Annotated in this window: 23 protein-coding genes and 1 pseudogene; 15 read left to right on the top strand and 9 right to left on the bottom strand. The window is 64.9% G+C overall.

The window, feature by feature from the left end:
- Positions 1 to 51 precede the first annotated feature (51 nt).
- Entirely contained in the window at positions 52 to 918 is an 867-nt protein-coding gene (locus NX862_RS13680; protein ID WP_264494480.1) for an AraC family transcriptional regulator, read from the bottom strand.
- A 79-nt stretch (positions 919 to 997) separates the two neighbouring features.
- Between NX862_RS13680 and NX862_RS13675 the strand changes: the two genes are divergently transcribed.
- The 4 genes from NX862_RS13675 to NX862_RS13660 all read left to right on the top strand — a co-directional run bounded on the left by NX862_RS13675 (position 998) and on the right by NX862_RS13660 (position 5722).
- Positions 998 to 2488 carry an alpha-glucosidase/alpha-galactosidase gene (locus NX862_RS13675; protein ID WP_264494479.1) on the top strand — a complete coding sequence of 497 codons (1491 nt, stop codon included), beginning with the start codon at positions 998 to 1000 and terminating at the stop codon, positions 2486 to 2488.
- A gap of 183 nt (positions 2489 to 2671) precedes the next feature.
- Complete coding sequence (locus tag NX862_RS13670) at positions 2672 to 3124, top strand: MarR family winged helix-turn-helix transcriptional regulator (RefSeq protein ID WP_264494478.1); 453 nt, start codon at positions 2672 to 2674, stop codon at positions 3122 to 3124.
- On the top strand, positions 3121 to 4188 hold the full coding sequence (locus tag NX862_RS13665) for an HlyD family secretion protein (protein WP_264494477.1): 1068 nt from the start codon (positions 3121 to 3123) through the stop codon (positions 4186 to 4188). Before NX862_RS13670 ends, NX862_RS13665 begins: the two co-directional genes overlap by 4 nt.
- 1 nt (position 4189) lies before the next feature.
- Positions 4190 to 5722 carry a DHA2 family efflux MFS transporter permease subunit gene (locus NX862_RS13660; protein WP_264494476.1) on the top strand — a complete coding sequence of 511 codons (1533 nt, stop codon included), beginning with the start codon at positions 4190 to 4192 and terminating at the stop codon, positions 5720 to 5722.
- Here the strand turns inward: NX862_RS13660 and NX862_RS13655 are convergent.
- A complete protein-coding gene (locus NX862_RS13655) occupies positions 5719 to 7956 on the bottom strand; it encodes a phosphoenolpyruvate--protein phosphotransferase (RefSeq protein ID WP_264494475.1) in 2238 nt (745 codons plus the stop codon). The genes NX862_RS13660 and NX862_RS13655 overlap by 4 nt on opposite strands.
- A gap of 228 nt (positions 7957 to 8184) precedes the next feature.
- On the opposite strand from NX862_RS13655, the gene NX862_RS13650 reads away from it, so the two are divergent.
- On the top strand, positions 8185 to 9042 hold the full coding sequence (locus NX862_RS13650; protein WP_264494474.1) for a hypothetical protein: 858 nt from the start codon (positions 8185 to 8187) through the stop codon (positions 9040 to 9042).
- A 224-nt stretch (positions 9043 to 9266) separates the two neighbouring features.
- Here NX862_RS13650 and NX862_RS13645 read toward each other — a convergent pair whose 3' ends face one another.
- Together NX862_RS13645 and NX862_RS13640 are read right to left on the bottom strand one after the other, a co-directional pair.
- Positions 9267 to 10520, bottom strand: a complete 1254-nt coding sequence (locus NX862_RS13645) for an aspartate kinase (RefSeq protein WP_264494473.1) — start codon at positions 10518 to 10520, stop codon at positions 9267 to 9269.
- 118 nt (positions 10521 to 10638) lie between these two features.
- On the bottom strand, positions 10639 to 10896 hold the full coding sequence (locus NX862_RS13640; RefSeq protein ID WP_319800883.1) for a BolA family protein: 258 nt from the start codon (positions 10894 to 10896) through the stop codon (positions 10639 to 10641).
- A gap of 104 nt (positions 10897 to 11000) precedes the next feature.
- On the opposite strand from NX862_RS13640, the gene NX862_RS13635 reads away from it, so the two are divergent.
- A complete protein-coding gene (locus NX862_RS13635) occupies positions 11001 to 11627 on the top strand; it encodes a J domain-containing protein (protein WP_264494472.1) in 627 nt (208 codons plus the stop codon).
- Positions 11628 to 11715: 88 nt separating this feature from the next.
- Here the strand turns inward: NX862_RS13635 and NX862_RS13630 are convergent, their stop codons facing one another.
- Together NX862_RS13630 and NX862_RS13625 are read right to left on the bottom strand one after the other, a co-directional pair.
- The gene (locus NX862_RS13630; protein WP_264494471.1) at positions 11716 to 13410 is read right to left on the bottom strand and encodes a glycosyltransferase family 4 protein; all 1695 of its coding nucleotides are present in this window, start codon (positions 13408 to 13410) and stop codon (positions 11716 to 11718) included.
- Positions 13365 to 14159, bottom strand: coding sequence for a class I SAM-dependent methyltransferase (locus NX862_RS13625; protein WP_264494470.1), 795 nt, complete (start codon positions 14157 to 14159; stop codon positions 13365 to 13367). The genes NX862_RS13630 and NX862_RS13625 overlap by 46 nt, the downstream gene beginning before the upstream one ends.
- Before the next feature lie 87 nt (positions 14160 to 14246).
- On the opposite strand from NX862_RS13625, the gene cobS reads away from it, so the two are divergent.
- The 3 genes from cobS (at position 14247) to NX862_RS13610 (ending at position 16375) form a co-directional block, all read left to right on the top strand.
- A complete protein-coding gene (gene cobS / locus NX862_RS13620) occupies positions 14247 to 15263 on the top strand; it encodes a cobaltochelatase subunit CobS (protein WP_413694572.1) in 1017 nt (338 codons plus the stop codon).
- Between the two features lie 373 nt (positions 15264 to 15636).
- Positions 15637 to 15960 (top strand): thermonuclease family protein, encoded by a 324-nt coding sequence (locus NX862_RS13615; protein WP_264494468.1) that lies wholly within the window; start codon positions 15637 to 15639, stop codon positions 15958 to 15960.
- 49 nt (positions 15961 to 16009) lie between these two features.
- On the top strand, positions 16010 to 16375 hold the full coding sequence (locus NX862_RS13610; RefSeq protein ID WP_264494467.1) for a hypothetical protein: 366 nt from the start codon (positions 16010 to 16012) through the stop codon (positions 16373 to 16375).
- Positions 16376 to 16418: 43 nt separating this feature from the next.
- Here the strand turns inward: NX862_RS13610 and NX862_RS13605 are convergent, their stop codons facing one another.
- A complete protein-coding gene (locus NX862_RS13605; RefSeq protein WP_264494466.1) occupies positions 16419 to 17003 on the bottom strand; it encodes an NADPH-dependent FMN reductase in 585 nt (194 codons plus the stop codon).
- Positions 17004 to 17223: 220 nt separating this feature from the next.
- Here NX862_RS13605 and cobT point away from each other — a divergent pair, with 220 nt between their 5' ends.
- Positions 17224 to 19089, top strand: coding sequence for a cobaltochelatase subunit CobT (gene cobT, locus NX862_RS13600; protein ID WP_264494465.1), 1866 nt, complete (start codon positions 17224 to 17226; stop codon positions 19087 to 19089).
- Positions 19090 to 19163: 74 nt separating this feature from the next.
- Complete coding sequence (locus tag NX862_RS13595) at positions 19164 to 20939, top strand: aminopeptidase P family protein (RefSeq protein WP_264494464.1); 1776 nt, start codon at positions 19164 to 19166, stop codon at positions 20937 to 20939.
- Between the two features lie 104 nt (positions 20940 to 21043).
- Here NX862_RS13595 and NX862_RS13590 read toward each other — a convergent pair whose 3' ends face one another.
- Positions 21044 to 21454 carry a SufE family protein gene (locus NX862_RS13590; RefSeq protein ID WP_264494463.1) on the bottom strand — a complete coding sequence of 137 codons (411 nt, stop codon included), beginning with the start codon at positions 21452 to 21454 and terminating at the stop codon, positions 21044 to 21046.
- Between the two features lie 104 nt (positions 21455 to 21558).
- On the opposite strand from NX862_RS13590, the gene NX862_RS13585 reads away from it, so the two are divergent.
- The 4 genes and pseudogenes from NX862_RS13585 (at position 21559) to NX862_RS13570 (ending at position 24276) form a co-directional block, all read left to right on the top strand.
- Positions 21559 to 21999, top strand: coding sequence for a hypothetical protein (locus tag NX862_RS13585; protein WP_264494462.1), 441 nt, complete (start codon positions 21559 to 21561; stop codon positions 21997 to 21999).
- Positions 22000 to 22344: 345 nt separating this feature from the next.
- A complete protein-coding gene (locus tag NX862_RS13580; protein WP_264494461.1) occupies positions 22345 to 23331 on the top strand; it encodes a substrate-binding domain-containing protein in 987 nt (328 codons plus the stop codon).
- Positions 23332 to 23380: 49 nt separating this feature from the next.
- A pseudogene (locus tag NX862_RS13575) lies at positions 23381 to 24124 on the top strand (GMC family oxidoreductase); the annotation flags it as partial.
- A complete protein-coding gene (locus NX862_RS13570; RefSeq protein WP_264494460.1) occupies positions 24121 to 24276 on the top strand; it encodes a hypothetical protein in 156 nt (51 codons plus the stop codon). The pseudogene NX862_RS13575 and the gene NX862_RS13570, both read left to right, overlap by 4 nt.
- Positions 24277 to 24278: 2 nt before the next feature.
- Here NX862_RS13570 and NX862_RS13565 read toward each other — a convergent pair whose 3' ends face one another.
- Entirely contained in the window at positions 24279 to 25073 is a 795-nt protein-coding gene (locus NX862_RS13565; RefSeq protein ID WP_264494459.1) for a TIM barrel protein, read from the bottom strand.

Raw genomic sequence — 25073 nt, 5'->3', positions numbered from 1 at the left:
CCCCGGGATATTTGGGTCAGTATGAAAGCCATCTTTCCCTTTCGCACTGATCTAAATATTCCCGCCGGAGGCCTCGGCCCGGGTCGCGCGCCAGGCCAAAGGTGACAGGCCACGGGTGCGGCGAAAGACCTTGGCCAGGTAATTGCCATCGGCATAGCCCGCCATGCGCGCGATCTGATCCACGGTCAGCTCGGTCGCCAGAAGCAGGCGTTCGACCCGGTCCAGGCGGCGGGCCTCGACATGGGCCGAGGGCGGCAGACCCAGGGCCGCGCTGAACTGGCGCACGAAATGGGCGCGGCTTTGGCCCGCCACCTGGGCCAGGCGGTCCACGGTCAGGGGCTCGGCCAGGTTTGCATCCACATAAGCCAGGGTACGCGACAGATGCGGGGCCAACGCGGGGGCGCGGGGGGTGGCAAAGGCCGCGTCATGCAGCGCCGCCATCGCGCCATAGGCCAGGGCCGAGGCCGCCCCCGTCGTGGGTTGCGCGGTCACAAGCCCGTGGCAGGCGGCGGCCAGCCGGTCGGTTTGTTCGCCATCGGGGCGCAGGACCGGGCCCGACACCGAAAGCACCTCACGCGCCAGGCGCAGCGCCTCGCGTCCGGTCAGAAGAAGCCAGAAATACTCCCATTCCCCGCCGCGCTCCAGCCAATAGCGATGCGCATGGGGCATGGTCACAAGCATGCAATCCCCCGGCTTTAGACGATAGCGGGTGCCGGCATAGTCCAGCCGCCCCTCGCCCAAAAGCGTGTGCTGGATCACCAGAAAGGGCGAGGCGCCGCGTTGCATCCCGTCCCAGGAATAGGTCTCATTGCGGCGCTGTTCATAGCCCGCAGCCACAGCAAAGCACTGCAGCCCAGGCGGGCGTGGAGCCTGGACCTGCGCCACGTCATGTCCATGGGTCAAAAGCGCGGATAGCATGAAATTCCCCGATCAGGCATGGATTTCCTGTATAGGATCGCGGGGCCTCCGGCTAGTGTCGGGCAACAGGGAGGATGCCATGACATTCAAGATCGCCATCATCGGGGCCGGGTCGGTCGGCTTTACCAAGAAGCTGATTTCCGACCTTTTGAAGGTCCCCGAGTTCGAGGACGTCGAATTCGCGCTGACCGATATCAACGGTCACAATCTGGAGATGATCGCGGGCATCATCGGGCGGATCATCGCGGTCAACGGGTTGAAAACCCGGCTGACCCATACGACCGACCGCCGCCGCGCGCTAGAAGGCGCGCGTTACGTGATGAACGTGGTGCGCATCGGGGGCCTTGAGGCCTTTGCCAGCGACATTTCCATCCCGCTGAAATACGGCGTCGATCAATGCGTCGGCGATACGATCTGCGCCGGGGGTATCCTTTATGCGCAGCGCGGCATCCATGCCATGCTGGAGTTTTGCAAGGACATCCGCGAGGTGGCCGAGCCCGGCGCGCTTTTGCTCAACTACGCCAATCCGATGGCCATGATGACCTGGGCCGCCATCGACCATGGGAAGGTCAACACCGTGGGCCTGTGTCACGGGGTGCAAAACGGCCATCGCCAGATCGCAAACGCCCTTGGCGTGCCGATGGATGAGACCGACATCGTCTGTTCGGGCATCAACCACCAGACCTGGTATCTGGACATCCGCCACAACGGCCGCAAGGTCAGCCGCGAAGAGCTGACCGAAGCCTTTGAACGTCACCCGCTGTTTTCCAAACAGGAAAAGGTGCGCATCGACGTGCTGAAACGGTTCGGGTTTTACTCGACCGAGTCGAACGGCCATCTGTCGGAATACCTGCCCTGGTATCGCAAGCGTCCCGATCAGATCCTGGACTGGATCAGCCTTGACGAATGGATTCACGGCGAAACCGGCGGCTATCTGCGGTATACCACCGAAAACCGCAATTGGTTCGAGACGGATTTCCCCAAGTTCCTGGAGGAGGCCGGCAAGCCCCTGTCCGACTACAAGCGCACCGATGAACATGCCAGCCATATCCTGGAGGCGCTGGAGACGGGGCGCACCTATCGCGGGCATTTCAATGTGAAAAACGGCGGCGTGATCCGCAATCTGCCTGCCGATTGCATCATCGAAAGCCCCGGTTTTGTCGACCGCTTCGGGATCAACATGGTCGAGGGCATCACCCTGCCCGATGCTTGTGCCGCGACCTGCAGCGCATCGGTGAACGTCCAGCGCATGGGGATGAAGGCCGCGATCACCGGGGATGTCGAATTGCTGAAGCAATCGGTCCTGCATGACCCCCTGGTCGGCGCGATCTGCACCCCCGAAGAGGTCTGGCAGATGGTCGACGAGATGCTGGTGGCCCAGGCCGAATGGCTGCCGCAATATGCCGATGCGATCCCGGCCGCGCGCAAGCGGCTGGAAAACCCGCGCGTCAAGACCCGCGAGTGGAACGGCGCGGCGCGGATGGATGTGCGCTCGGTCGAGGAGCTGCGGGCGAAATCGGCGGCAAAGGTTTCCGCCGGCCACGGGCTTGGCACCAAAGTCATGGGATAAACGCGGGCCCAAAGGCTCCCCCCGGGCCCGCGAACTTGGACCGCGCCTTCGGGCGCGGTTTTTTTTGGGGCCGCCCAAGACCCGCGGGCCAGGCTGCGGAACCAAGGTCCTGCATGCCCGCCATGTAAAATCCGCAACACTCGGGCGGTTGATCGTAAGCCTGGCTTACTATAGTCACGGCTTATGGAAAAACCTTCTCTTGGCCTTCTTCTGCATGATGCCTCGCGCCTGGTCCGCAAACGGTTCGAGGCGCGGTCGGGGGAATTCGGCCTGACCTCGGCGCAATGGCGCATGCTGCTTTTGGTCTGCAAGACCGAGGGCGGCGCGGCGCAGTCGCGCTTTGCCGACCTGTTGGACATCGAACCCATCTCGGTCAGCCGCCAGCTGGACCGGTTGGAGGCTCAGGGCTGGGTGACACGCGCCCATGACCCCAAGGACCGCCGCATCCGGCGCGTCTTGCCCACCGACAAGGCGCAGGCCGCCTTTGCCCATGTGAAATCCCATGCCGATGCCGTCTATGCCGAGGCACTTGAGGGGCTTTCCCCCTCGGCCCGCCAGGCGCTGACCGATGACCTTGGCGTGATCATCCAAAATCTGACGAAGGCCGAAGAGCTTGGCCGAAAGGACCCGAAATGACGAGTGAAACGCTGACCCTGACCCAGGCCAAACCCTCGCGCAAACGGCTGTTGATGATCTCTTTGCCGCTGGCCTTGCTGGTGGGCGCCGGGGCCTGGTGGGTCACGGGCGGGCGCTACGAATCCACCGACAACGCCTATTTTCACCAGGCGCGGATCACGATTGCCTCGGATATCTCGGGGCGCGTGACCTCGGTCGGCTTTGCCGATGGCCAGACGGTCAAGAAGGGCGATCTGCTGTTCGCCGTCGATGATCAGCCTTACCGCCTGGCGCTGGCTCAGGCCGAGATCGGGGTGGATCAGGCCCGTCTTGCCGTGGCCCAACTGAAGGGCGCCTATCAGGCGGCTTTGGCCCAGGAAAAGGTGGCCGAGGATGACGCGGCCTATCAAGCCGATCAACTGACCCGGCAACAGGCCCTGTCCGACAAGGGCGTGGGCACGGCGACCGCACTGGAAGAGGCGCAGAACACCGCACGCCGCGCCGAAGAAACCGCCGCCGTCGCCCGTGTGACCGTGGCCAATGCCCTGACCGCGCTTGGCGGCGCGCCCGATGTCGAGGTCGACGCCCATCCGACCGTGGCCGCGGCGCTGGCGGCCCGCGATCAGGCGGCCTATAAACTCTCGCTGACCCAAGTTACCGCACCCGATGACGGGGTGGTCTATCAGGCGACCTCGTTCAAGCCGGGGCAATATCTGACGGCGGGGGTGGGGCTGTTCTCGTTCCTGCCCGCGGGTCAGGTCTGGGTCGAGGCGAATTTCAAGGAAACCCAACTGGCCCATATCGCCAAGGGTCAACCGGCCGAGGTCAGCTTTGACGTCGACAGCGGCGTGAAACTGTCGGGCCATGTCGAGACGATTGGCGCCGGCACCGGGTCGGAATTCGCGCTGATCCCGGCGCAGAATGCCACGGGCAACTGGGTCAAGGTCACGCAGCGCGTGCCGGTGCGCATCGTGCTGGACAGTGTCGGCGCGGTGCCGGTGGTGTCTGGGATGAGCGCAGAGGCCTCGGTGGACACCGGGATCACCCGGTCCTGGACCGACCTGATCCCCGGCGCGGGGAAGTGACATGTCACAGCAAGGCCTTGGACCGAATGGGGAATATCCCAACCGCGGCCTGATCACCGTCATGATCATGCTGGCCACGATCATGCAGGTGCTGGACACGACCATCGCCAATGTGGCCCTGCCCTCGATGACGGGAGACCTTGGGGCCAGTCAGGACACGATCACCTGGGTCCTGACCAGCTATATCGTCGCCGCGGCCATCATGACGCCGGTCACGGGCTGGCTGTCGGACCGCATCGGCAAGCGGGAACTGTTCCTTGTGTCGATCATAGGCTTTGTCCTGGCCTCGCTGGCCTGCGGAGTGGCCTGGTCGCTGCCCTCGATGGTGATCTTCCGTCTGGTCCAGGGACTCTTTGGCGCGGCCATCGTGCCCTTGTCGCAAACCTTCCTTCTGGACATCAACCCGCGCGAAAAGGCGGGGTCAGCCATGGCCATGTGGGGGGCCGGGATCATGGTGGGGCCGATCATCGGGCCGACCTTGGGCGGCTGGCTGACCGAGAGCTATAATTGGCGCTGGGTCTTTCTGATCAACCTGCCCATCGGCATCATCGCCATCCTCGGCTGCGCGGCCTTCTTGCCGAAATCCACCCTGCGCCCGCGGCGGTTCGACTTCTTTGGCTTTGCCATGCTGTCTTTGGGCATCGGCGCGCTGCAGATGATCCTGGACCGCGGCGGCGAGGTTGATTGGTTTAACGCCATCGAGATCTGGATTTACCTTGGCCTGGCGCTGACCGGCTTTTGGGTCTTCGTCATCCATATCAACACAAGCGCGCAGCCCTTCCTGGAGCCCGGCATGTTCGCCGACCGCAACTTTGCGACCGGGCTGGTGTTCATCTTTGTCATCGGGATCATCCTTTTGGCCTCGTTGGCGCTGTTGCCGCCGATGCTGTCGCGCATCTTTGGCTATCCGGTGATCACGACCGGGCTGGTGATGGGGCCAAGGGGCGTGGGGACGATGATTTCCATGATCCTGGTGGGCAAGCTGGTGCGCAGCGTCGATGCGCGCATCCTGGTGATTGGCGGGCTCTTGCTGACCGCGCTAAGCCTTTACGAGATGACCGGATTCTCGCCGCAGATGGGGTCATGGCCGGTGATCTGGACCGGGGTCGTGCAGGGGCTTGGCCTGGGCCTGGTCTTTGTGCCCCTGTCCACCATCGCCTTTTCAACCATCGACGCGCGCTATCGCGCCGATGCCACGAGCCTGTTTTCCCTGGTGCGCAACATCGGGTCCTCCATCGGGATTTCCATCGTCACGCTGTTCCTGACGCGCAACATCCAGATCAACCATGTCGAGCTTGGCGCCACGATCAACCCGTTCAACCCGGTGCTGCGCCAGGTCTCACCCCTGGGGGCTGCGGGCAATGCGACGGCCTTGCAGCAGTTGGACGGGCTGGTGAACCAACAGGCCGCGATGATCAGCTATATCGACGACTTCTGGCTGATGATGCTGGTGACTTTGGCCGCCATTCCGCTGGCTTTGATCCTGCGCAAACCCGGGGTGGCCACCGCAGCACCCATGGTCCACGCGGATTAGGCCTGCAGCGTCGCAAGATAGCCTGACAGCGCCTCGCGCGCGGATTCCGCTCCGCGGTCGCGCGCCTCGTCCATCAGGGCGCGCGCCACCCCAAGATCGGCCACCCGCAGCAGCGCCTTGACCGGCCCGATCGAGGCCGGGCGCATCGACAGGACCCGCAGGCCAAGCGCCGCAAAGGCCAGCGCCTCGATCGGCCGCCCCGCATCCTCGCCGCAATAGGACAGGCGCGTGCCAAAGGGGGCGCAGCGGGCGATGATCTGCTCCATAAAGCCAAGGAAGCTGAAGTTCAGCACGTCATAGCGCTTGCGGACCCGTTCGTTTTCCCGGTCGGCGGCAAAGAAGAACTGTTTCAGGTCATTGCCGCCAATCGACAGGAAATCGGCCAGTCGAAAGAATTCATCCGGCGCAAAGGCCAAAGAGGGCGTCTCCAGCATGGCGCCGATCTTGACCTCGGAGGGGACCGGATGGCCCAGGCTCTTTTCCCGGTGCAGCTCGCGAAAGACATGGCTGCGCGCCTGTTTGAACTCGCCAAACTCGCTGACAAAGGGGAACATGACGGTCAGGGGCCGCCCGTTGCAGGCCCGGATCAGCGCCTGCAGCTGCATCCGCAACACGCCCGGCTTGTCCAGACCCACCCGCAGCGCGCGCCAGCCCATCGCGGGGTTGGGCTCGTCATTGGGCTTCATATAGGGCAGCACCTTGTCCGACCCGATATCCAGCGTGCGGAAACAGACCGGCTTGCCCTTGGACGCATCCAGGACCCGCGCATAAAGCGTCGCCAGTTCGGCGCGCTGCGGCATCTTGTTGCGGATCAGGAATTGCAATTCGGTGCGGAAAAGCCCCACCCCCAGCGCGCCTGACCCCACCAAGGACGGCAGGTCGGCCATCAGCCCCGCGTTCATATGCAGTTCCAGCGTCACCCCGTCGATCGTCAGGGCCGGCAGGTCGCGGAAGCCGTCATAACGCTTTTGCGCCTCGGTCTGCATGGCGATCTTGTCGCGAAAGCTGCGCGCCACGGTCTCTTCGGGGCGCAGATGGCCGATGCCCTGATCGCCGTCCAACAGGATCGCATCGCCGTTCAGCGCCTCGGCGACGATGCCCTTGGCGTGGATGACCATCGGAATGGCAAAGGCCCGGGCGACGACGGCGGCATGAGAGCCCACCGAGCCCTCTTCCAGGATGATCCCCTTCAGCTTGCGGCCATAATCCAGAAGCTCCGCAGGCCCGATGTTGCGCGCGACCAGCACCGGGTTTTCCGGCATATTGGCACCGGTGTCACGCCCCTGCCCCGTCAGGATGCGCAAAAGCCGGTTCGATAGGTCGTCAAGGTCGGACAGGCGTTCGCGCAGATAGGCATCCGGCACCTGTTCCAACCGGGCGCGGGCCGCCGATTGTTCTTTTTCCACCGCCGCCTCGGCCGACAGGCCCTTCTGGATGTCCTCTTCCATCCGGCGCAGCCAGCCGCGCGAATGGGCGAACATCCGATAGGCTTCAAGGACAGCCTTTTGCTCCTTGTCCAGCGCCTCGGCCTCCATCAGATCGTCGATAGAGACCCGCAGTTCCCCCACCGCCGCCCGGATGCGGTCGATCTCGGTCAGGGGGTCGTCGGCGACCGGATTGGTGATGACCACGCGCGGCTCATGCAGCCAGACCCGGCCTTCCGCCGCGCCCTCCTGTCCACTGGTGCCGCGAAACATCGCCGGTTGTTTGTGCAGCGCAAGGCCGGTGTCGCCGCCAAAGGCGCCAAGTTCGGTCATCTCGGCCAAGACCATGGCCACGACTTCGATGGCGTCGATCTCGTCCTCGTCAAAGCTGCGCGCCGATTTCGACTGCACAACCAGAACGCCCAGCTTTTCGCCAACCCGTTGAATAGGCACGCCCAGGAACGAGGAATAAATCTCCTCTCCGGTTTCGGGCATATAGCGAAAGCCCTTTTCGGCGGGGGCATTGGCGGTGTTGACCGGCAGGCCGGTGCGGGCGACGCGGCCCACCAGGCCCTCGCCCAGCTTCATCCGGGTTTTATGCACCGAATCCTTGCGCAGGCCTTCGGTTGCGCACAGTTCCAGCGTCTCGCTGTCGCGGAACAGGTAGATCGAACAGACCTCTGTCCCCATGGACGAGGCGATCAGATGGGTGATGCGGTCCAGCCGCTCCTGGCCCTTGACCGGCATGGAAAGCACGTCACGCAGGCGGCGCAAAAGCCTGCGGCTGTCGCTTTCCCTCCGATCACCCATCCTGTCCATCCAAACCAATGTTTTCCCCTTATTGCCCGTCAAGGCGCGCGGGGGAAGTCCCGACCGCGGAAAAACCCGCGCCGGTTGCGGAAAATCCCCGAGGCGGCGGCATTTTTGCCCCCTTGGGTCCCGGGTCACGCCAAGGGGCGCCCGGCAAACCCGCGCGAGGCGGTGGACGCCTGACCCCGCGCCATGTATCCTGACGCCATTCCATTGATCGAGGCCATGATGACTCGCGCCCTTTTCCCCCTTGCCCTGGCCTTGGGCCTCTTGCTGCCCAACCTGGCAACCGCCTTCGCCCTGACACCCTTGCCCCCAACCCCTGCTGGGGCCGGGACCAAACTGCCGCTGGTCCTGGTGCAAAGCCTGCCCGAGGGCGGCTGTTCCACCGCATGCAGCGGCGGCCAGGTGTCCGAGGAACCGACGATACCGGATACGGGCGAGGATACGGGGCAGCAAGACGATGCCTATGGCTCCAGCGACCGCGATCCGGCGCAAGAGCCCCCGCCCGCTGGCGTGCCCGCCGATGCCGTGGGCATCACGCCCGAGGCGACCAAGGCGCTTTTGGCCGAGATCGAAGAGGCCAACCGCTGGTGCCGCACGCGCTATGAGCCGGGCTATATCCCCGACTGCATCGCCCAGGCCTACAAACGGATCGGCTCGACGCTGCCCTGGCGCGGCGGCTATGGCAAGGCGCGCAATGCGCTGCTGGGGGGCGGTCAAAGGCTGTCGGAATGGGTTGAAAAGAACCAGGACAGCGCAAAGCCGACGATCTCGGGCCGCACAGGCCGCCGGGCGCCGTCCGAGCCGCTGACCCCGGTGCGCGCCAGTGCCGATCTGAACGTGGCGGCGGGGATCATCGAGGACACGCAGCTGGTGCTTTTGCGCTCGGCCAGCGGGTCGGACCAACGCCGGGTGGCCTATGAACAGGTGGCCAATGTCGTGGGCTCGACCGTGGTCCTGCTGCGCTCGGGCCGCCGGAAAAAGCGCCGGGCCGAGGCCGAAGGCCGCGGCCCGCGCTTCGCCCCTCTCTTCTTCGCGCCCCGCAGGGGCGCGCCCCCTCCCGCCGAACCAAGCCCGGCCTGAAAGGCCGCGCGCGGGACGGCGGGACCTTTGAAGGCAAAGCCCGGCATAGGCAAAGCCCGCACCCCCCAAACCACGCCCGAACCCCTGATCCAAAGGAAAAGGGCGCCACAAGGCGCCCTTTGTTGCTTTTGCTTCAGCGCCCCGCAGGGGCGCCCCTCCTTTCGGCTTTTGCGGCCCGTCAGGGCGCAAAAGCCGAAAGGAAAGCCGCCGTCACAGCTTCAGCCTCAGGCCTGTTCCAGATCAAACGTGTCGTGCAGCGTCTGCACCGCCAGTTCCATATATTTCCGGTCAATCAGCACCGAGATCTTGATCTCGGACGTCGTGATGACCTTGATGTTGATGTTCTCCGCAGCCAGGGCCGCGAACATCTTGGCCGCCACGCCCACCTGGCTCCGCATCCCGATCCCCACGACCGACACCTTGGCGGTTTCCGTATCGGTGATCAGCTCGGCATAGGTCACAGCCCCCGAAGCGCGGCTGTCTTCCAACGCCTTCTTGGCCCGCTCGACCTGATTGACCGGCAACGAAAAGGTCATGTCGGTGTAAAGCTTGGTATCGCCCGCCACCTTCTCCGAGATGTTCTGCACGATCATGTCGACGTTCACCTGGGCATCGGCCAAGGGCCCAAAGATGGCCGCGGCGACGCCCGGGCGATCCTCAACCCGCACCAGGGTCATTTTCGCTTCATCACGGCTGAACGCGACACCAGAGACGACTTTCGATTCCATGATTTCCTCCTCGTCACAGACGAGCGTTCCCGAAGTTTCATCCGTATCCTCAAACGAGGACAGAACCCGCAGCCGCACTTTATAGCGCATGGCCAACTCGACCGAGCGGGTTTGCAAGACCTTGGCGCCCAAAGATGCCAGCTCCAGCATCTCTTCAAAGGCGATCTTCTCCATCTTGCGGGCTTTGGAGACGATGCGCGGGTCGGTCGTATAGACCCCATCGACATCGGTGTAGATGTCGCAGCGTTCCGCCTCAAAGGCCGCGGCAAAGGCCACCGCGGTCGTATCCGACCCGCCGCGACCCAAAGTGGTGATGCGCCCGGCCTCGGTCACGCCCTGAAACCCCGCCACGACCGCAACCTTGTTGCCGCCCGCGAAATCCGTGTCGATATTCTCACGCGGGATCGACACGAACCGCGCCGTCGAATGGGCATCGGTCGTGTTGATCGGCACTTGCCAGCCCTGCCAGGACCGCGCGCCAATCCCCATCTCTTGCAACCGCAGCGCCAAAAGCCCCGCCGTCACATTCTCGCCACTGGATACGATCGCATCGTATTCCTTGGTGTCGTAAAGCTTGGACGTGCCCTCGACCCAGCCCACCAGCTCGTTCGTCTTGCCCGACATGGCCGAGACGATGACGATGACGCTGTAGCCCCTTGCGGTCTCTTCCTGCACCTTTCGGGCCGCATTTGCGATGCGGTCCAGATTGGCGACGGAGGTCCCGCCGAATTTCATCACCAGAAGCGGCATCGCGCCTCCCCCCTGCGGCCAGGCCCTGCCCGGCGTTAAAACCGGCGTTTGTTTAGGCGGCCCGGGGTCCGGCTGCAAGCGGAAATCCCGTAGGGCGGGGTTCACCCCGCCGCTCCCGTCACCCCAGATCCATCGCAAGGGCATGGAGCCGCTGATGGATGTCGCCCAAGGCCGCCTGCACCGCGCGGTGCCGCGCCAGCCGGCCCATCGGCGCCAATTCGCCCGCCCGAAGATAGATCGCGAAATGGCTTTCCCCGGTGCCATCATCGCCCGAATGGCCGGCGTGCTTGTGGCTTTCGTTGTCCACCCGCAGCTCTGTCACCGAAAAAGCCGCCCGCAAACGCGCCTCGATCTCGTCCTTTAGCGCCATTTTCATCTGCCCCCTTCAAAGTCCTGCGAAATGTCCTATCCTTATGGCCCCAGAACGAAAAGGCCCGACTCGGAACGTCCTGTCGGCAATAGTCCAAAAAAGAGCAGCCCATGTCCAAAGCCCCTTTCGAGTTCGATATCCGCGTCTCTTCGGCCAAAGCCAAGAAAACGACGGGCCGCCGCGGCATGACCGGCGCCTCCGAGGTGGCCAACCGCGCCTGCGATTTCCCGGGCTGCAAGCTGAAGGGCGCCTTTCGCGCGCCGAAATCCCCCGATGTGCTGGATGAGTTCTATTGGTTCTGCAAAGACCACATCAAGGAATACAACCTGAAGTGGAACTACTTCGGCACGGCAACGGCCGAGGAATTCGCAGCCCTGCAAGAGCGTGATCGTTTGTGGGAGCGTGAGACCAAGCCCTTCTCGCGCAAGGACGACGGCAATTCCTGGGCGCGGCTGGGGGTGAATGACCCGTTGGAGATTTTGGGCGACAAGGCCACGAAATCGGCCCCCGTGGCTGCGGTCTCGACCCGCAAACTGCCGCCGACCGAACGCAAGGCGCTAGAGATCATGGACGCCCGCGACACCTGGACCAAGGCGGAAATTCGCAAGCAATACAAAAGCTTGGTCAAGGATCTTCATCCTGACATGAACGGCGGCAACCGCGCGGATGAAGAAAAGCTGCAGCAGGTCGTCTGGGCCTGGGACCAGATCAAGGATTCGCGGTTTTTCAAGGACTGAGGCCGCCCGGATCGGGCCGCCCCCTGTTGCGCTTTTGGCCCCCGAAGCCCGGGTTGCCCCCCGGGCATCATGCCACCTTGACCACCTGTCAGTCGGCAGGGCCGCGCCGGATGAAATCGTATTTCAACAGCCAGATCACCACGCGCTCAACCACCAGTTGCGGCAGCTTGACCGTTTGGGCCAGGGCCGTCACCCGGCCCTCTCCGGCCTTGACCGCCTCCAGCACCGCGGCAATCTGGGCGGGTTCGGCAAAGATCCGGTTCAGGCCCTGATAATTCCGCAAGGCCAGGATCGCGGTCAGGTCCCCGGCGGCGGGATTGGCCACATAGACCTCGCGCGCGGGCTCTAGCGCGGCACTTGGATAGGACCCGAACAGCAACCCGGGCGAGGGCGCAATCGGCAGGCCCACCCCCGCTATCCGGTAGGCCGCCCCCCCCGCCGCCCGGCGCATCGCGGCCTGTTCGCCCCAAAGCGCCTGCATCTGCGGAATGACCGCCTTCCAGTCATAGACCTCGCGCGCGCGCCGCGCCGCAGCCTGCCCCATCCGCGCCCGAAGCCCGGGGCCGCGCGCCAGGTCCAGGATGCGGGCCACCATCTCGGCCATGTCCAGCTCGGTCATGGCCGACACGGCCGCGCAATATTGGGTGTATTCGTCGATCCCGCCCTGAAAGCGCAGGCTTTCATTCACCATATGCCCAGGCGGCAGCATCCGGGATGTCACGCGAAAGCCCACCTCTGGCGTCACCGTATCCTTCAGCCCATCCCAATCCGAGGCCAGAACCGGCAAGCCCGCCGCCATCCCCTCCAATGGCGCAAGGCCAAAGGTCTCCTGGATATTGTCGATCATGAACAAAAAGACATCGCCGCCCGACAGCGTCATCTTGCGGTCCGACGCGCTGGCCCCGTCCAGCTCCAGATAGCCCACATCCGGCATCAACCGCGCGGCGCCCTCGGCAAAGACCTTGCGGGCATAGTCATGCTTGAACTGGCCGCAAAAGACGACATGCAGCTTGCGGTCGCCCAACTGCGCCTGAGCCGCCTGCATCGCCAGATAAATCGGCACCGGATCAAACTTCTCATGCGGGGTCAGGCGCGCGATGGTGACAAAGACAACGTCATCCGGCCCCGCCCCCAGCCTGTCGCGCAAGGCGGCCCGCGCCGCCTCGTCCCGGATGAAATCGCCCGAATGAACGCCCAGCGGGATCACCGGCAGCATCGGCCGCGGCGGGGGCTCGGTCTGGAACCTTTGGCGGATATGGGCGTCGATCAGGTCCATCTGGGTCGAAACCGAGGCCTGAACCGCGCGTGAGGTGCAGATCACCGCATCCCATGCCATGACCGGCGCCATGCGCAGATCAAAGAAACCGTTCATGATCCCCTGGGTCGATGTCGTATGCGTCAGCCCGCAGATCGCCCAGGCCCCCGTCCCGCTGTCCGCCCGCCGCCAGCTTTCGCCCGCAATATTGGCGGCGGGGTAATACAGCACCTCGCAGGGGGCGATTTGGGCGGGCCGCAAAAAGCCCACCGGCCGCAGGGACTTTTCCGGGCGGTGCGCCTTGACCAGGGCGCGGACCTCTTCGGCCTCGGGGTTCGACTTGGTTAGGATGACGAATTCATCGACCTCGGCATGGGAGACGAAGCCGCGCAGAAAGCTTTCCCCCGCCACGCGGCGGCCGTTGATGCCCTTGTCGCCCGGCCGATAGCCGTCCGAGGCATAAAAGATCGCCGCATTGGTGGTCATTTCGCCCTCATCCACAGCCAGGGCGTCGGGCCCGCGCGCCATTCCCACAGGGCCAAAAGCCGGTCGATGTCGCTGAAGGCATCCATCCAGGGCGGGATGCAGTCGCCCGCCAGGGCGCGTTCGATGCGTGTGATGTCATGGCTGTCGGCAAAGCGTTCGGTCAACCGCTGGGTGGCGCGGTCGACCAACCCGTCATGACATTCGACCAGGATATCGGTCTGGCGCAACGAGGGCGCGCGGTCGGGGTCCAGAAGATCGACCTCGGCCCCCTCGATGTCGCAAATCACCAGACGCGGACCCTGCAGGGCCTGGAAATCGTCATGGCTGAACAGCCCACCGACCTCGACCCGGTCGGCCACGCCGTTTTCCAGCGCCAACGACCGACAGGCGCGCTGCGCAAGGTCCGAGGCGTCGCGCGCCAGCACCCGCGCCCCCGGCATCCGAAGCGCCAGGCCCACCGCGTAATAGCCCTCGGCTGAGCCGATATCGACGATCAACGGGTAATCGCGCGCCACGATCTCTTCGATGACCGGGATCAAACTGGCCTCATAGGCGCCCAAAAGCCGCGCCGCCCGCGCCCCCTCGGTCGAGCGGGTCGAAAAGCTCATGCCGGCAAAGGGGCCGTGCTGGACGGTGGCGCCGTCGCGGGCCTGGATCGTGTTGCCGATCAGCTGGGCGCGCCATTTGCACAGGATGCGCAGCGACGCGGCCAGGCTGTCAGGCGAGGCGCCCTGCGCCAGCGTCCGGGTCAAAAGCGAATGGGTCGTTTCGGTCAATGTTTTGGGCGTCACGAAGGGCTCGCGGCTGTTATCTATCTGTCATGACTAACGCCTGGCGCCGGGCCTGTAAACGCCGCCCCTCTTGCACCTGTTGGGCTTATGGGTCAAAGGTTGGGGCGCAACAGATTTGGGCGCGTCAAGATGCTGGATACCGTGATGAAACCGACCGAAGAAATCTCTGTCCGCGATGTCTTCGGGATCGACACCGAGATGCGGGTAAAGGGTTTTGCCGAGCGCACCGACCGCGTGCCCGAGATCGACCCGACCTATAAATTCGACCCCGATACGACGTTGGCGATCCTGGCGGGCTTTGCCTATAACCGCCGCGTGATGATCCAGGGCTATCATGGCACGGGGAAATCCACGCATATCGAACAGGTTGCGGCGCGGCTGAACTGGCCTTGCGTGCGGGTCAACCTGGACAGCCACATCAGCCGGATCGACCTGATCGGCAAGGATGCGATCAAGCTGGAAGACGGCAAGCAGGTGACGAAGTTCCACGAGGGGATTCTCCCCTGGGCTTTGCGCAACGCCGTGGCCATCGTGTTCGACGAATACGACGCGGGGCGGGCGGATGTCATGTTCGTCATCCAGCGCGTGCTGGAGCATGACGGCAAGCTGACCCTGCTGGACCAGAACGAGATCATCACCCCCCACCCGTCCTTCCGCCTGTTCGCCACCGCGAACACCGTGGGTCTTGGGGATACGACGGGCCTCTATCACGGCACCCAGCAGATCAACCAGGCGCAGATGGACCGGTGGTCCTTGGTCGCCACGCTGAACTACCTTTCGCATGATGCCGAAGCCGCCATCGTCCTGGCGAAAAACGCGCATTACAACACGGAAAAGGGTCGCAAGACGATCAACCAGATGGTGACGGTCGCCGACCTGACCCGGACGGCCTTCATGAACGGCGATCTGTCGACCGTGATGTCTCCGCGCACCGTGCTGAACTGGGCGCAGAACTCAGAGATTTTCCGCAATGTGGGCTATGCCTTCCGCCTGTCCTTCCTGAACAAATGCGACGAACTTGAACGGCAAACGGTCGCCGAATTCTACCAGCGCTGCTTTGGCGAGGAATTGCCCGAGTCGGCCGCCAGCCAGGCGATGAAGTAAAAGCCCCGCGTTCTATTCCGGGCCACGCAAGCCAAAAGACAGCGATCGTGCAGAAGCGCGCTCTGCGTCCACAGCGTAGCCCGGGGTAAACCCCGGGTTTTGCTTTGCGGGGCAAGGCGGAGCGGCTTTCACCTCCTCCCCACCGGACCATGGGCTAGGCCCGGAACTGCGACCTTGCGGTGACAAATCCTGCCACCCAGCGCCCCGTAAAGCCTCTAAACTCCGCCCCATCCCCTTGCAGCCGCGCGCCCGGGCCCCCATCCTCTCCCAAGGCGCGAGGGGTCGCGTCCATGGGGTAGGTCACATGCGTTTCATTCTCGCCGCTTGCGCGGTTTTGCTTGCATCTGCAGGTTTTGCCGCGCCCGCCTGCCACGTGACCAAGGTCACGGATGGCGACACGCTGCACATGATTTGTGACGGGGCCAAGCATAAGGTCCGGCTGCTGGGCTATGACACGCCCGAAATCTACAGCCCGAAATGCGCCTCGGAAAAGGCGATGGGGCTGGAGGCCACGCGGCTGATGGAGGGGCTTGTGGCCGCAGGGCCGGTGACGGGCGTGACCTTCAAAGGCCAGGACCGCTATGGCCGCGATCTGGCCTGGGTCGAGGTGGCGGGGCGCGATCTGACCGAGGTCATGTTGGCCTCGGGGCTTGCCGTGGTCTATGTGCCCAAGCGCAAGATGGACTGGTGCCGCTAAGCGCGGGTGATTTACCGAAGAATAGGGAATCAGGCGCAGTCTCTTGCTTATGGGCAAGCGACGCATCATTGTTTTCGGCCTTGTGGTGCTGGTGTCCGGCGCCCTGCCCGGCCTGTGCGATCCCTTGCGGACCTTCGCCATCTGCACCGGCCGGCTTTCGGCTTTGATGGAACATCAGTGGCTGATGCAGGACCCTGCCGCCGACCAGACGCAAAAGCAGCGCGATGCCTTTACCGATCTGCTGTCCTCTGTTCAGGCGCCGGGTCAAGCCCGGCGCAGCCTGGCGCTGCGGATCGAGGCCAAGGCCGCCACGGCGCAGGCGCTGCAACGGGCGGCGTTCGCGGGCCACCCCGCCTTGCGGCTGCGGGTCATGGCCCAAGTGAAATCCTGTCTGCGGCTTTTGCCCCAGGCCTGAAAAAGGGGGCCGCAAAGCCCCCCTTTCCGACGTTTCAAAAGGCTTAGCCGCGGGCGGCTTTGGTGGCATTGCCCCACCAGGTCATGTCGTCCAACAGCGACTGGGCGCCGGCCCCGATCGAGGCTTCGATATCGGCCAGGTTGCCCGAACCGCCAAAGCCCGGATGGACGCGGAAAAAGTCGCCGCCGCCGATATGGACGGCATGACGGACCGGAACCATCTGCAGTTCAACCCCGATGTTGCGCAGGTGTTCGGCCGCACGCGTGCCGCCGACCGAGCCGTAAGCCACGATGCCCAGGGGCTTTTTCGCCCATTCGACATAGGCCTGATCCAGCGCGTTCTTCAGCACGCCGGTGATCGAGCGGTTATATTCCGCCACGACAAAGATATAGCCGTCGAACTCGGCCAGCTTTTTCTGCCAGGCTTGGGCGACCGGGTTCACCGAGGGCATCCAGGCATTCGACGCCATTTCGTCAAAGAAGGGCATCGGATAGTCGCGCAGGTCGACGACCTCGACGTCGACGCCGCCATGGGCCTTGGCCTTGTCGACGATATAGGCCGTGGGGATATCGGCAAAACGGGTCGGACGGGTGGAACCGACGATGACAGCGATCTTGGGCTTGGACATTTGGCGTTCCTTGATTGGTTGCTTGGGGTGAACATAGCCCTGTTGCCCCTTTCGCTCAATTCACTGTGTTGGCGCGGGGCTTGTGCATTTGCGCACAAAGACCCGGGGTATACCCCGGGCTACGCGGGGGAAAGAGAGCCCTGCAAAACCCGGGCGGGAGCGGCCTTGGGCGGCGGCGCTGCTCTTGCACTCGCAAGCGCGCGGGTGCAGTCTGGCGGGCATGAGCAAGCCCACCGACAACCCCGCTGATCCGTTCAAGAAAGCGCTGGCCGATGCCACGCGCACCATGGCCGATGACCCCGAGATGACGGTGACATATTCCGTCGATCCTGCGGGCATGAACAAAGAGGGCGTGCGTCTGCCCCAGGTCAGTCGCCGCATGACGCGGGACGAGGTGCTTTTGGCACGCGGGACGGCGGATGCCTTTGCCCTGCGGCGCAAGTATCACAACGAGGCGCTGTCGGCGAAATATGCCCCCACCGGGCAGCTGGCCCGCGACATTTACGACGCGATGGAGGTCGCGCGCTGCGAGGCCGTGGGCGCGCGCGCCATGCCGGGCACCGCGACCAATATCGACGCCAAGATCGCCCATGAGGCCGACCGCAAGGGCTATGGCCAGATCACCACGGCGTCCGATGCGCCCTTGCCGGTGGCGGCGGGCTATCTGGTGCGCCACCTTGCGACCGGGCGCGACCTGCCGAAATCGGCGGCTCATGTCATGGACCTGTGGCGCGGGTTCATCGAGGAACAGGCGGCGGGCACGCTTTCGAATATCGACGATGTGCTGGCCGATCAGGCGGCCTTTGCGCGGTTGGCGCGCAAGGTGATCTCGGACCTTGGGTATGGCGACCAGTTGGGCGATGACCCCGACCGCGACGACCCGACCGACGAGGGCGCCGAGCAGGAAGAGGAAGACGGACCCGAAGAAGCGGGCCAGGATGCCGAGGACTCCGACGAGGCCGAGGCCAGCCCCGAACAGGCGCAGGAAGAGGAACAGGACGAATCCCAAGCTCAGGTGACGATGGAGGACAGCGACGTCGAACAGGGCGAGGAGGCCGAACTCCCCGAGGGTGAGGCGCCGATGGAGCCTCCGCCGCCCGCGCCCCATTCCGACGCCGATCCGACCTATGCCGTCTATACGACCGATTTCGACGAGGAGATTCGCGCCGAAGAGCTGGCGGAACCGGCCGAGCTGGAGCGTCTGCGCGCCTATCTGGATCAGCAGCTGGACCCCCTGAAGGGCGCAGTTTCCAGGCTGGCGAACAAGCTGCAACGCCGCTTGCAGGCGCAGCAGAACCGGTCTTGGTTGTTCGACCTGGAGGAAGGCGTGCTGGATGCCGGCCGTCTGGCCCGTGTGGTGGCCAACCCGACGACGCCTTTGTCGTTCAAATGGGAAAAGGACACCGAATTCCGCGACACCTGCGTGACGTTGCTTCTGGACAATTCGGGCTCGATGCGCGGCCGTCCGATCTCGATTGCCGCGATCTGTGCGGATGTTCTGGCCCGGACGCTGGAGCGCTGCAACGTCAAGGTCGAGATCCTGGGCTTTACGACCCGGGCCTGGAAGGGCGGGCAATCTCGGGAAAGGTGGCTGGCCAGCGGGCGGCCCTCGGGTCCGGGGCGGCTGAACGACCTGCGCCATATCATCTATAAATCCGCCGATGCGCCCTGGCGGCGGGTGCGGCCCAACCTTGGGCTGATGATGAAGGAAGGCCTTTTGAAGGAAAACATCGACGGCGAGGCGCTGGAATGGGCGCATCGCCGGATGATGGCGCGGCCCGAACAGCGCAAGATCCTGATGGTGATTTCCGACGGCGCACCGGTCGATGATTCGACCCTGTCGGTCAATGCGGCGAATTTTCTGGAAAAGCACCTGCGCGATGTGATCGCCATGGTGGAAAAGCGCCGCGCGGTCGAACTGATCGCCATTGGCATCGGCCATGACGTCACGCGCTATTACCAGCGCGCGGTCACGATCACCGATGCGGAACAGCTGGCCGGCGCGATGACGGAACAGCTGGCGGGGCTGTTCGAGGTCGATGCCAAAAAGCGCGAGCGGGCCTTCAAGGCCAAGCGGAGCGCCTGAGGACGCCCCGGGAGGGTTTCACACCCTCCCGGACCCTCCCGTGGGATATTTATGAAAAGATGAATGGGGGCGTGATGTTCCAGACCTTTGACAGCCATGCTTCGCCGGACCAGGGGCCGGGGCGGTTGGCTTTGCTTCGGGCGCAGTTGATGCGCGAGGGGCTTTCGGGCTTCCTTGTGCCGCGCGCCGATGTGCATCAGGGCGAATATGTCACGGCCCGGGATGAGCGGTTGCAGTGGCTGACCGGGTTCACGGGCTCGGCCGGCTTTGCGGTGGTCTTGCCCGATGTGGCGGGGGTCTTCATCGACGGGCGTTATCGCACGCAGGTCAAGGGGCAGGTGGACTTGGGGGCCTATACCCCGGTGCCCTGGCCCGAGGTCAAGGCGGGGGAGTGGCTGCGCGAGAAGCTGGCGGCGGGGGTTGTGGGGTTTGATCCCTGGCTGCATACGGCCGACGAGGTGGCGCGGATCGAGGCGGCCTTGGCGGGCTCGGGCGTGACGTTGAAGGCCGTGGCCAACCAGGTCGATGCGATCTGGGAGGGGCAGCCGGGGCCGGTGGTGGGGCGGGTCTTTGTCCATCCGTTGGAATTCGCCGGGGAATCCGCGGCGGCCAAACGGGCGCGACTGGCGGCGGGCCTGCGCGATCTGGGGCAGGATCATGCGGTCATCACCCTGCCCGACTCGATCTGCTGGTTGTTGAACATCCGCGGGGCGGATGTGCCGAAAAACCCGGTGGTGCAGGGCTTTGCCATTCTGGGGGCGGATGGGGGGGTGCGGTTGTTTGTCGATGCGGCCAAGCTGGATGACGGGGTCCGGGCGCATCTGGGGGATGTCGTCCTTGAGGCTCCGGACGGGTTCGAGGCAGCTTTGAGGGGCCTCGCGGGCCGCGTGCGCGTCGACAAGGGGACGGCGCCTTTGGCGGTGTCCCTGGCTGTGGCGGATTGCGTCTGGGGCGATGACCCGTGCCGCCTGCCCAAGGCGCGCAAGAACGCGGCCGAGCTTTCGGGGATGCGCGCGGCGCATCTGCGCGACGGGGCGGCCATGGTCGAATTCCTGGCCTGGCTGGATCAGCCCCATCCGGGCCTGACCGAGATTGACGTCGTCGTGGCGCTGGAGGGCTTTCGGCGCGCGTCCAATGCCTTTCACGACATCTCGTTTGACACGATCTGCGGCGCGGGGCCGCATGGCGCCATCATGCATTACCGTGTGACGCAAGAGACGAACCGGACGGTGGGGACCGATACGCTGCTTTTGGTGGATTCCGGCGCGCAATATCTGGACGGGACGACGGACATCACCCGCACCGTGGCGATGGGCGATCCAGGCGATGAGGCGCGGGCGTGCTATACGCGCGTGTTGCAGGGCATGGTGGCGATCTCGCGCCTGCGCTGGCCGCGGGGGCTTGCGGGGCGCGACCTTGACCCTGTGGCGCGCTATCCGCTTTGGGTGGCGGGCCAGGATTTCGACCATGGCACCGGGCATGGGGTGGGCGCGTTTTTGTCGGTGCATGAGGGGCCGCAGCGGCTTTCGCGCGTGTCGGAGGTCCCGTTCGAGCCCGGAATGATCCTGTCCAACGAGCCCGGCTATTACCGCGAGGGCGCCTTTGGCATCCGGCTGGAGAACCTGATCGTGGTCGAAGAGGCGCCCGCCCTGGGCGACATGCGCGACCAATTGGCCTTCGAGACGCTGACCTTCGTGCCGCTGGACCGACGGCTGATCCTGGTCGACCGGCTTGCCCCGGCCGAGCGTGAGTGGCTGGACGCCTATCATGCGCAGGTTCTGACGCTCATCGGGCCGCGGGTGTCAGAGGGCGCGCTTGTCTGGCTGCGGGCGGCCTGCGCGGCGCTTTAGCACAGGGACCGCCTGTCCCGGGACCTCGACCTTTTTGCGCCCCCCAAGGCCCAGAACCACCATCGAGGCCCCGGGTCAAGCCCGGGGGCGGCTTTGCGCCAGCCTTACCCGGCGCTTGCCGCCGTTTCGCGGATGCGCTGCACCATGGCGCGCACCCCGTTCGACCTTTGCGCCGACAGGTGGTCGTTCAGACCCAGCCGCCCCAGTTCGGCCACCGCATCGACCGCAAGCACCTGAGGCAGCGTCAGGCCCGAATACAGCGCATGCAGCACCGCGATCAGCCCGCGCACGATCATCGCATCCGACTCGCCCTGAAAGTCAAAGCGCCCCTCTGCCACCAGGGGCCGCAGCCAGACCTGGCTGGCACAGCCCTGCACCTTCAGCGCGGGGACCTTGAAGGCCTCTTCCAGCGGCGGCATGGCCTTGCCCAGTTCGATGACATGGCGGTAACGCTCTTCCCAATCGTCCAGGAAGGCGAAAGTCTCGGCAAGCTCTTCGAATGTGTCTGTGGCCATGGGACCCTCCTGCGCCCCCGGGATAATCCCTGCCGGTCCCAAGGTAAAGCCGGCGCTTTTCAAGCCGCCCGCCATGGGATACTCAGACCCAAAGGGAGACGTGGATGCAGCGGCGGATCATCATATTGGGCGGGCTTCTGACGCTCGCGGCGTGTGGCGGCAGGCTCAACCCGGTCAACTGGTTCCGGCGCCGGCCCCAGGTCGTCGATGCGACCGGCTTTACTGTCCCGGAGGACAGCCGCGGCTTCATGGACCGCATCACCGATGTGACGGTCGAAGAGACCTCGACCGGGGTCATCCTGCGCGCCACCGGCGTGATGGAGGCGCAGGGCTATTACGACGCCGAGCTGGTGGGCCTGCCGGTCGACGCCGAGGGCGTCAAGGTGTTTGAATTCCGCATCCGCGCGCCCGAGGCCACCACCGGCCCCGGCCCCGAGGTCAGCCGCCAAGTCACCGCCGCCGCGGCGCTCAGCTTTTACCAGCTGGGCCAGATCGCCAGCCTGCGGGTTCAGGCGGCCGAAAACGCGGTCGCGGTCCGGCCCTGAGCCCAAGGGTCTTGCGGCTTGGTTTGCGTGGCCGCAGGGATTACTTCGGCCGGGTTTTCTGAACCTGGCGCCCCTTTCTTATGGCCCCCCAGCTGACTGCCCCCCGGCCTACTGGTGCCCCGCCCTTTGATGCCCCGGCCGGTTTGCGCTCTGCACGCTTGCCCCCCATCCCGTCGACACCCCAAACCCCGCCGCCCTCCCCCGCGCCGAAATAAATTTCACGAAACGGGATTTTTCCTGATCCCCTTTGACCGGGCCGGAATCTCCCTCGATCCAAGTTCTTGCAATGTCTGTCGACTTGCGAAAAAATTGCAGGGATGGCGCCAGGCGCCGAGGACGGAACGAATGAACGATCTGAAGGGACTGGTGCTGGGCGCCCTGTTGGGCACGGCCATGACCACGGCGGCCCAGGCCGAAGGCGGTTTGCGCGGTGAGCCCGGCGAACCCTATGTGATGATGGGCCACCCCTATGGGGTCCCGGATTTCGAGGGCTTCAAACAGGCGGCCCAGGCTTTGGGCTGCACCGCTGTCTTCTCCGGCACGCCGGATTATGACATCACCAAACAGATCGCGTCCTTTGAACAAGACCTCGTGACCGCGCCCAAGGGCATCCTGTTGCACCCGATGCAGTCCGATCCCTTCATCGACCCGATCAACCGGGCGGTGGACAGCGGCGTGTCCGTCACGACCTTTGCCGCCGACAGCCCGAAGTCCAAGCGCACCGCCTATGTCACCTCGGACAACCTGGCCGAGGCGAAATTCGCCGCCGAAGAGATCGTCAAGATGGGGGGCGACGCGGCCGAATATGCCGTGCTGGAGAACCCCGGCCAGTCCAACCATGACCTGCGCGTGACGGCCCTGATCGCCTGTATGGAAAAGACCTATCCCCACATGAAACTGGTGGGGTGTCAGGCCACGAACCAGGAGCCGAACGCGGCCTTCACCGCCGTCTCGGCCATGTTGCAGGCCAACCCCGACCTCGCGGCACTGTGGATTCCCGAGGCGGGCTCCGCCGAGGGCGCCGTGGCCGCGGTCAAGGCCGCGGGCGAAAAGGTGCTGATCCTGCACGCCGATATCACGCCGACGACGCTGGAAGAGATCAAGGCCGGCAATATCCATATGGCCTTGAACCCGAACCAGGGCATCCAGGGCTTAGTGGGTTTCATGAACACTTTCCTTGGCGCGCATCCCGGCCTGATCGACCCGTTCAACGACTATAAGGTCTCGGGCTACAATCCGATGCAGATCCCCTTTGTGGACACTGGCTTTGCCGTGATCACCCAGGCGAATGCCGAAAGCTTCGTGCTGGAGACCTATATGGCGGGCCGCTAAGCCCCTTGGCCCCGCTGCAAGGCGGGGCCGCACCGAAAGGCTGATCATGCTGGGCTGTGCGGGCTGGGGCTGGGACGACGTCTTGCCCCATTTTCGCAGGTCTGAGGATCACTGGGGCGGCGAAAGCCCCTTGGATGGCGCGGGGGGCGAATGGCGGGTCGCCCGGCAAAGGCTGTCCTGGCCGATCCTGCAGGCGGTCCATCAGGCCCGCGCGGGGGGCGAGGTGATCCTTTCGGCAGGTGCGCTCAACAGCCCGAAATTGCTGGAGCTTTCGGGGATCGGCCAATCGGCGCGGTTGGCGGGTTTGGGGATCACGCCGCTGCATGACCTGGCCGAGGTGCGCGAGAACCTGCGGCCGACGTCGGTGGGCCATGTCCATGCCACAACCCGCGCCCCCAAGGTCCAGCCCGAAATCCGCCCGAACCACCTGTCGACCGACAATGACCGTTCCATCGCCGTGGCCTCGATCCGTCAGGCGCGGGCGATTACGACGGCGCGGGCCCTGGCGCCCCATACGCCGCAAGCATGACTGCCCGGGCCCGACTTTCAGACCGATGAGGCCTTGGCCGCCAAGGCCGGCGACATCGCGACCACGATCTTTCACCCGGTCGGCACCTGCCGGATGGGGGCAGATGCGGGTTCCGTCGTCGATCCGCACCTTCGCCTGCGCGGGATCGCGGGGCTGCGGGTCGTCGATGCCTCGGTCAGGCCGCGGGTCGTGTCGGGGCGCACCGCCTCTTCGGTGGTGATGATCGCGGAAAAGGCGGCCGAGATGATCGGGGGGCGGCCATGACGCTGCCCGTCTTTGCCAGGCTGCCCAACTTTGCCAGGCTGCCCGTCTTTGCCAGGCTGCCCGTCTTTGTCAGGCCGGACGCGCCGCCCGCGGAGCAGACCGCCCTTGCGCCGGCGGTGCAGGTCTGGGCCAGCCCGGCCGAGTCGGTTTGACCTTAGATCAGGGCCTGGACGTAATCCAGGCTGGCGCGCAGGTGCTGGGCCAGGTCGGGGTCGTTTTGCACCTTGGGCGAGAAGGGCTCCATCGAGACGAAGCCCGCATATCCCGCAGCCCGCAGCGCCTGAAGCTGGGCGATGTTGCCCACCCGGTCGCCCGGGAAGATCAGGCCACGGTCGGGCTCGGTCAGATCGCCGGGCGCGCCCGGGGCAGTGATGCCGGACATATGCGCGAGGCCAATATGCTGAGGAAACAGAAGGTCATCGCCGCAGCGAAAGAACTGGAACGTGTCATAACACAGCTGATAGCAGTCCCAACCGTCGATCGCCGAGACCGCCGCCACGGCCATGTCCTGCCGCTTCATCGTCGAATGTGTCATGCCCAAGGGCTCGACATAGCCCTTGATGCCATGCGCGCGCAGGATCGGCGCCAGGGCCGCCAGCCCCTCGCGCAGCTTGGCGGCGGGGTCGTCCCAGGTCTCGGGCGTGTGGACGGGGCACAGGACCAGACCCGGCGCGCCCAGGTCAGCGGCATAGGCCACCAGGCGGCGGGCCTCCTCGGCGCGGGCGGAGGACCAGTCGTTGAAGCGTTGCAGCGCATTGACCGAGGCCACGACCAGACCCGCATCGGCCAGCCGGGCGCGAAGTGCGGCGGCAGGCGTGCCATCGGCGAACTCCCGGCCCTCGATGTCGCCCCGGATCTCGACGGCACTGACGCCCGCCCGTTGGGCCAGCGCGATGAAGTCGGGCAAGGAAAGCCCCGGCGCGCAGGTCCGGTTGATGGCAAGCTTCAT

This window comes from Stagnihabitans lacustris, assembly GCF_025950525.1.
Taxonomy (GTDB): Bacteria; Pseudomonadota; Alphaproteobacteria; order Rhodobacterales; family Rhodobacteraceae; genus Stagnihabitans.
This window is presented reverse-complemented; position numbering and strand designations above follow the sequence as displayed.

What these genes read in the sequence shown, in the direction of transcription:
- NX862_RS13680 (WP_264494480.1), bottom strand. Translation starts at nt 918, where the DNA reads ATGCTATCCGCGCTTTTGACCCATGGACATGACGTGGCGCAGGTCCAG.
- NX862_RS13675 (WP_264494479.1), top strand. Translation starts at nt 998, where the DNA reads ATGACATTCAAGATCGCCATCATCGGGGCCGGGTCGGTCGGCTTTACC.
- NX862_RS13670 (WP_264494478.1), top strand. Translation starts at nt 2,672, where the DNA reads ATGGAAAAACCTTCTCTTGGCCTTCTTCTGCATGATGCCTCGCGCCTG.
- NX862_RS13665 (WP_264494477.1), top strand. Translation starts at nt 3,121, where the DNA reads ATGACGAGTGAAACGCTGACCCTGACCCAGGCCAAACCCTCGCGCAAA.
- NX862_RS13660 (WP_264494476.1), top strand. Translation starts at nt 4,190, where the DNA reads ATGTCACAGCAAGGCCTTGGACCGAATGGGGAATATCCCAACCGCGGC.
- NX862_RS13655 (WP_264494475.1), bottom strand. Translation starts at nt 7,956, where the DNA reads ATGGGTGATCGGAGGGAAAGCGACAGCCGCAGGCTTTTGCGCCGCCTG.
- NX862_RS13650 (WP_264494474.1), top strand. Translation starts at nt 8,185, where the DNA reads ATGACTCGCGCCCTTTTCCCCCTTGCCCTGGCCTTGGGCCTCTTGCTG.
- NX862_RS13645 (WP_264494473.1), bottom strand. Translation starts at nt 10,520, where the DNA reads ATGCCGCTTCTGGTGATGAAATTCGGCGGGACCTCCGTCGCCAATCTG.
- NX862_RS13640 (WP_319800883.1), bottom strand. Translation starts at nt 10,896, where the DNA reads ATGAAAATGGCGCTAAAGGACGAGATCGAGGCGCGTTTGCGGGCGGCT.
- NX862_RS13635 (WP_264494472.1), top strand. Translation starts at nt 11,001, where the DNA reads ATGTCCAAAGCCCCTTTCGAGTTCGATATCCGCGTCTCTTCGGCCAAA.
- NX862_RS13630 (WP_264494471.1), bottom strand. Translation starts at nt 13,410, where the DNA reads ATGGCGCGCGGGCCCGACGCCCTGGCTGTGGATGAGGGCGAAATGACC.
- cobS (WP_413694572.1), top strand. Translation starts at nt 14,247, where the DNA reads ATGGGTCAAAGGTTGGGGCGCAACAGATTTGGGCGCGTCAAGATGCTG.
- NX862_RS13610 (WP_264494467.1), top strand. Translation starts at nt 16,010, where the DNA reads ATGGGCAAGCGACGCATCATTGTTTTCGGCCTTGTGGTGCTGGTGTCC.
- NX862_RS13605 (WP_264494466.1), bottom strand. Translation starts at nt 17,003, where the DNA reads ATGTCCAAGCCCAAGATCGCTGTCATCGTCGGTTCCACCCGTCCGACC.
- cobT (WP_264494465.1), top strand. Translation starts at nt 17,224, where the DNA reads ATGAGCAAGCCCACCGACAACCCCGCTGATCCGTTCAAGAAAGCGCTG.
- NX862_RS13595 (WP_264494464.1), top strand. Translation starts at nt 19,164, where the DNA reads ATGTTCCAGACCTTTGACAGCCATGCTTCGCCGGACCAGGGGCCGGGG.
- NX862_RS13590 (WP_264494463.1), bottom strand. Translation starts at nt 21,454, where the DNA reads ATGGCCACAGACACATTCGAAGAGCTTGCCGAGACTTTCGCCTTCCTG.
- NX862_RS13585 (WP_264494462.1), top strand. Translation starts at nt 21,559, where the DNA reads ATGCAGCGGCGGATCATCATATTGGGCGGGCTTCTGACGCTCGCGGCG.
- NX862_RS13580 (WP_264494461.1), top strand. Translation starts at nt 22,345, where the DNA reads ATGAACGATCTGAAGGGACTGGTGCTGGGCGCCCTGTTGGGCACGGCC.
- NX862_RS13570 (WP_264494460.1), top strand. Translation starts at nt 24,121, where the DNA reads ATGACGCTGCCCGTCTTTGCCAGGCTGCCCAACTTTGCCAGGCTGCCC.
- NX862_RS13565 (WP_264494459.1), bottom strand. Translation starts at nt 25,073, where the DNA reads ATGAAGCTTGCCATCAACCGGACCTGCGCGCCGGGGCTTTCCTTGCCC.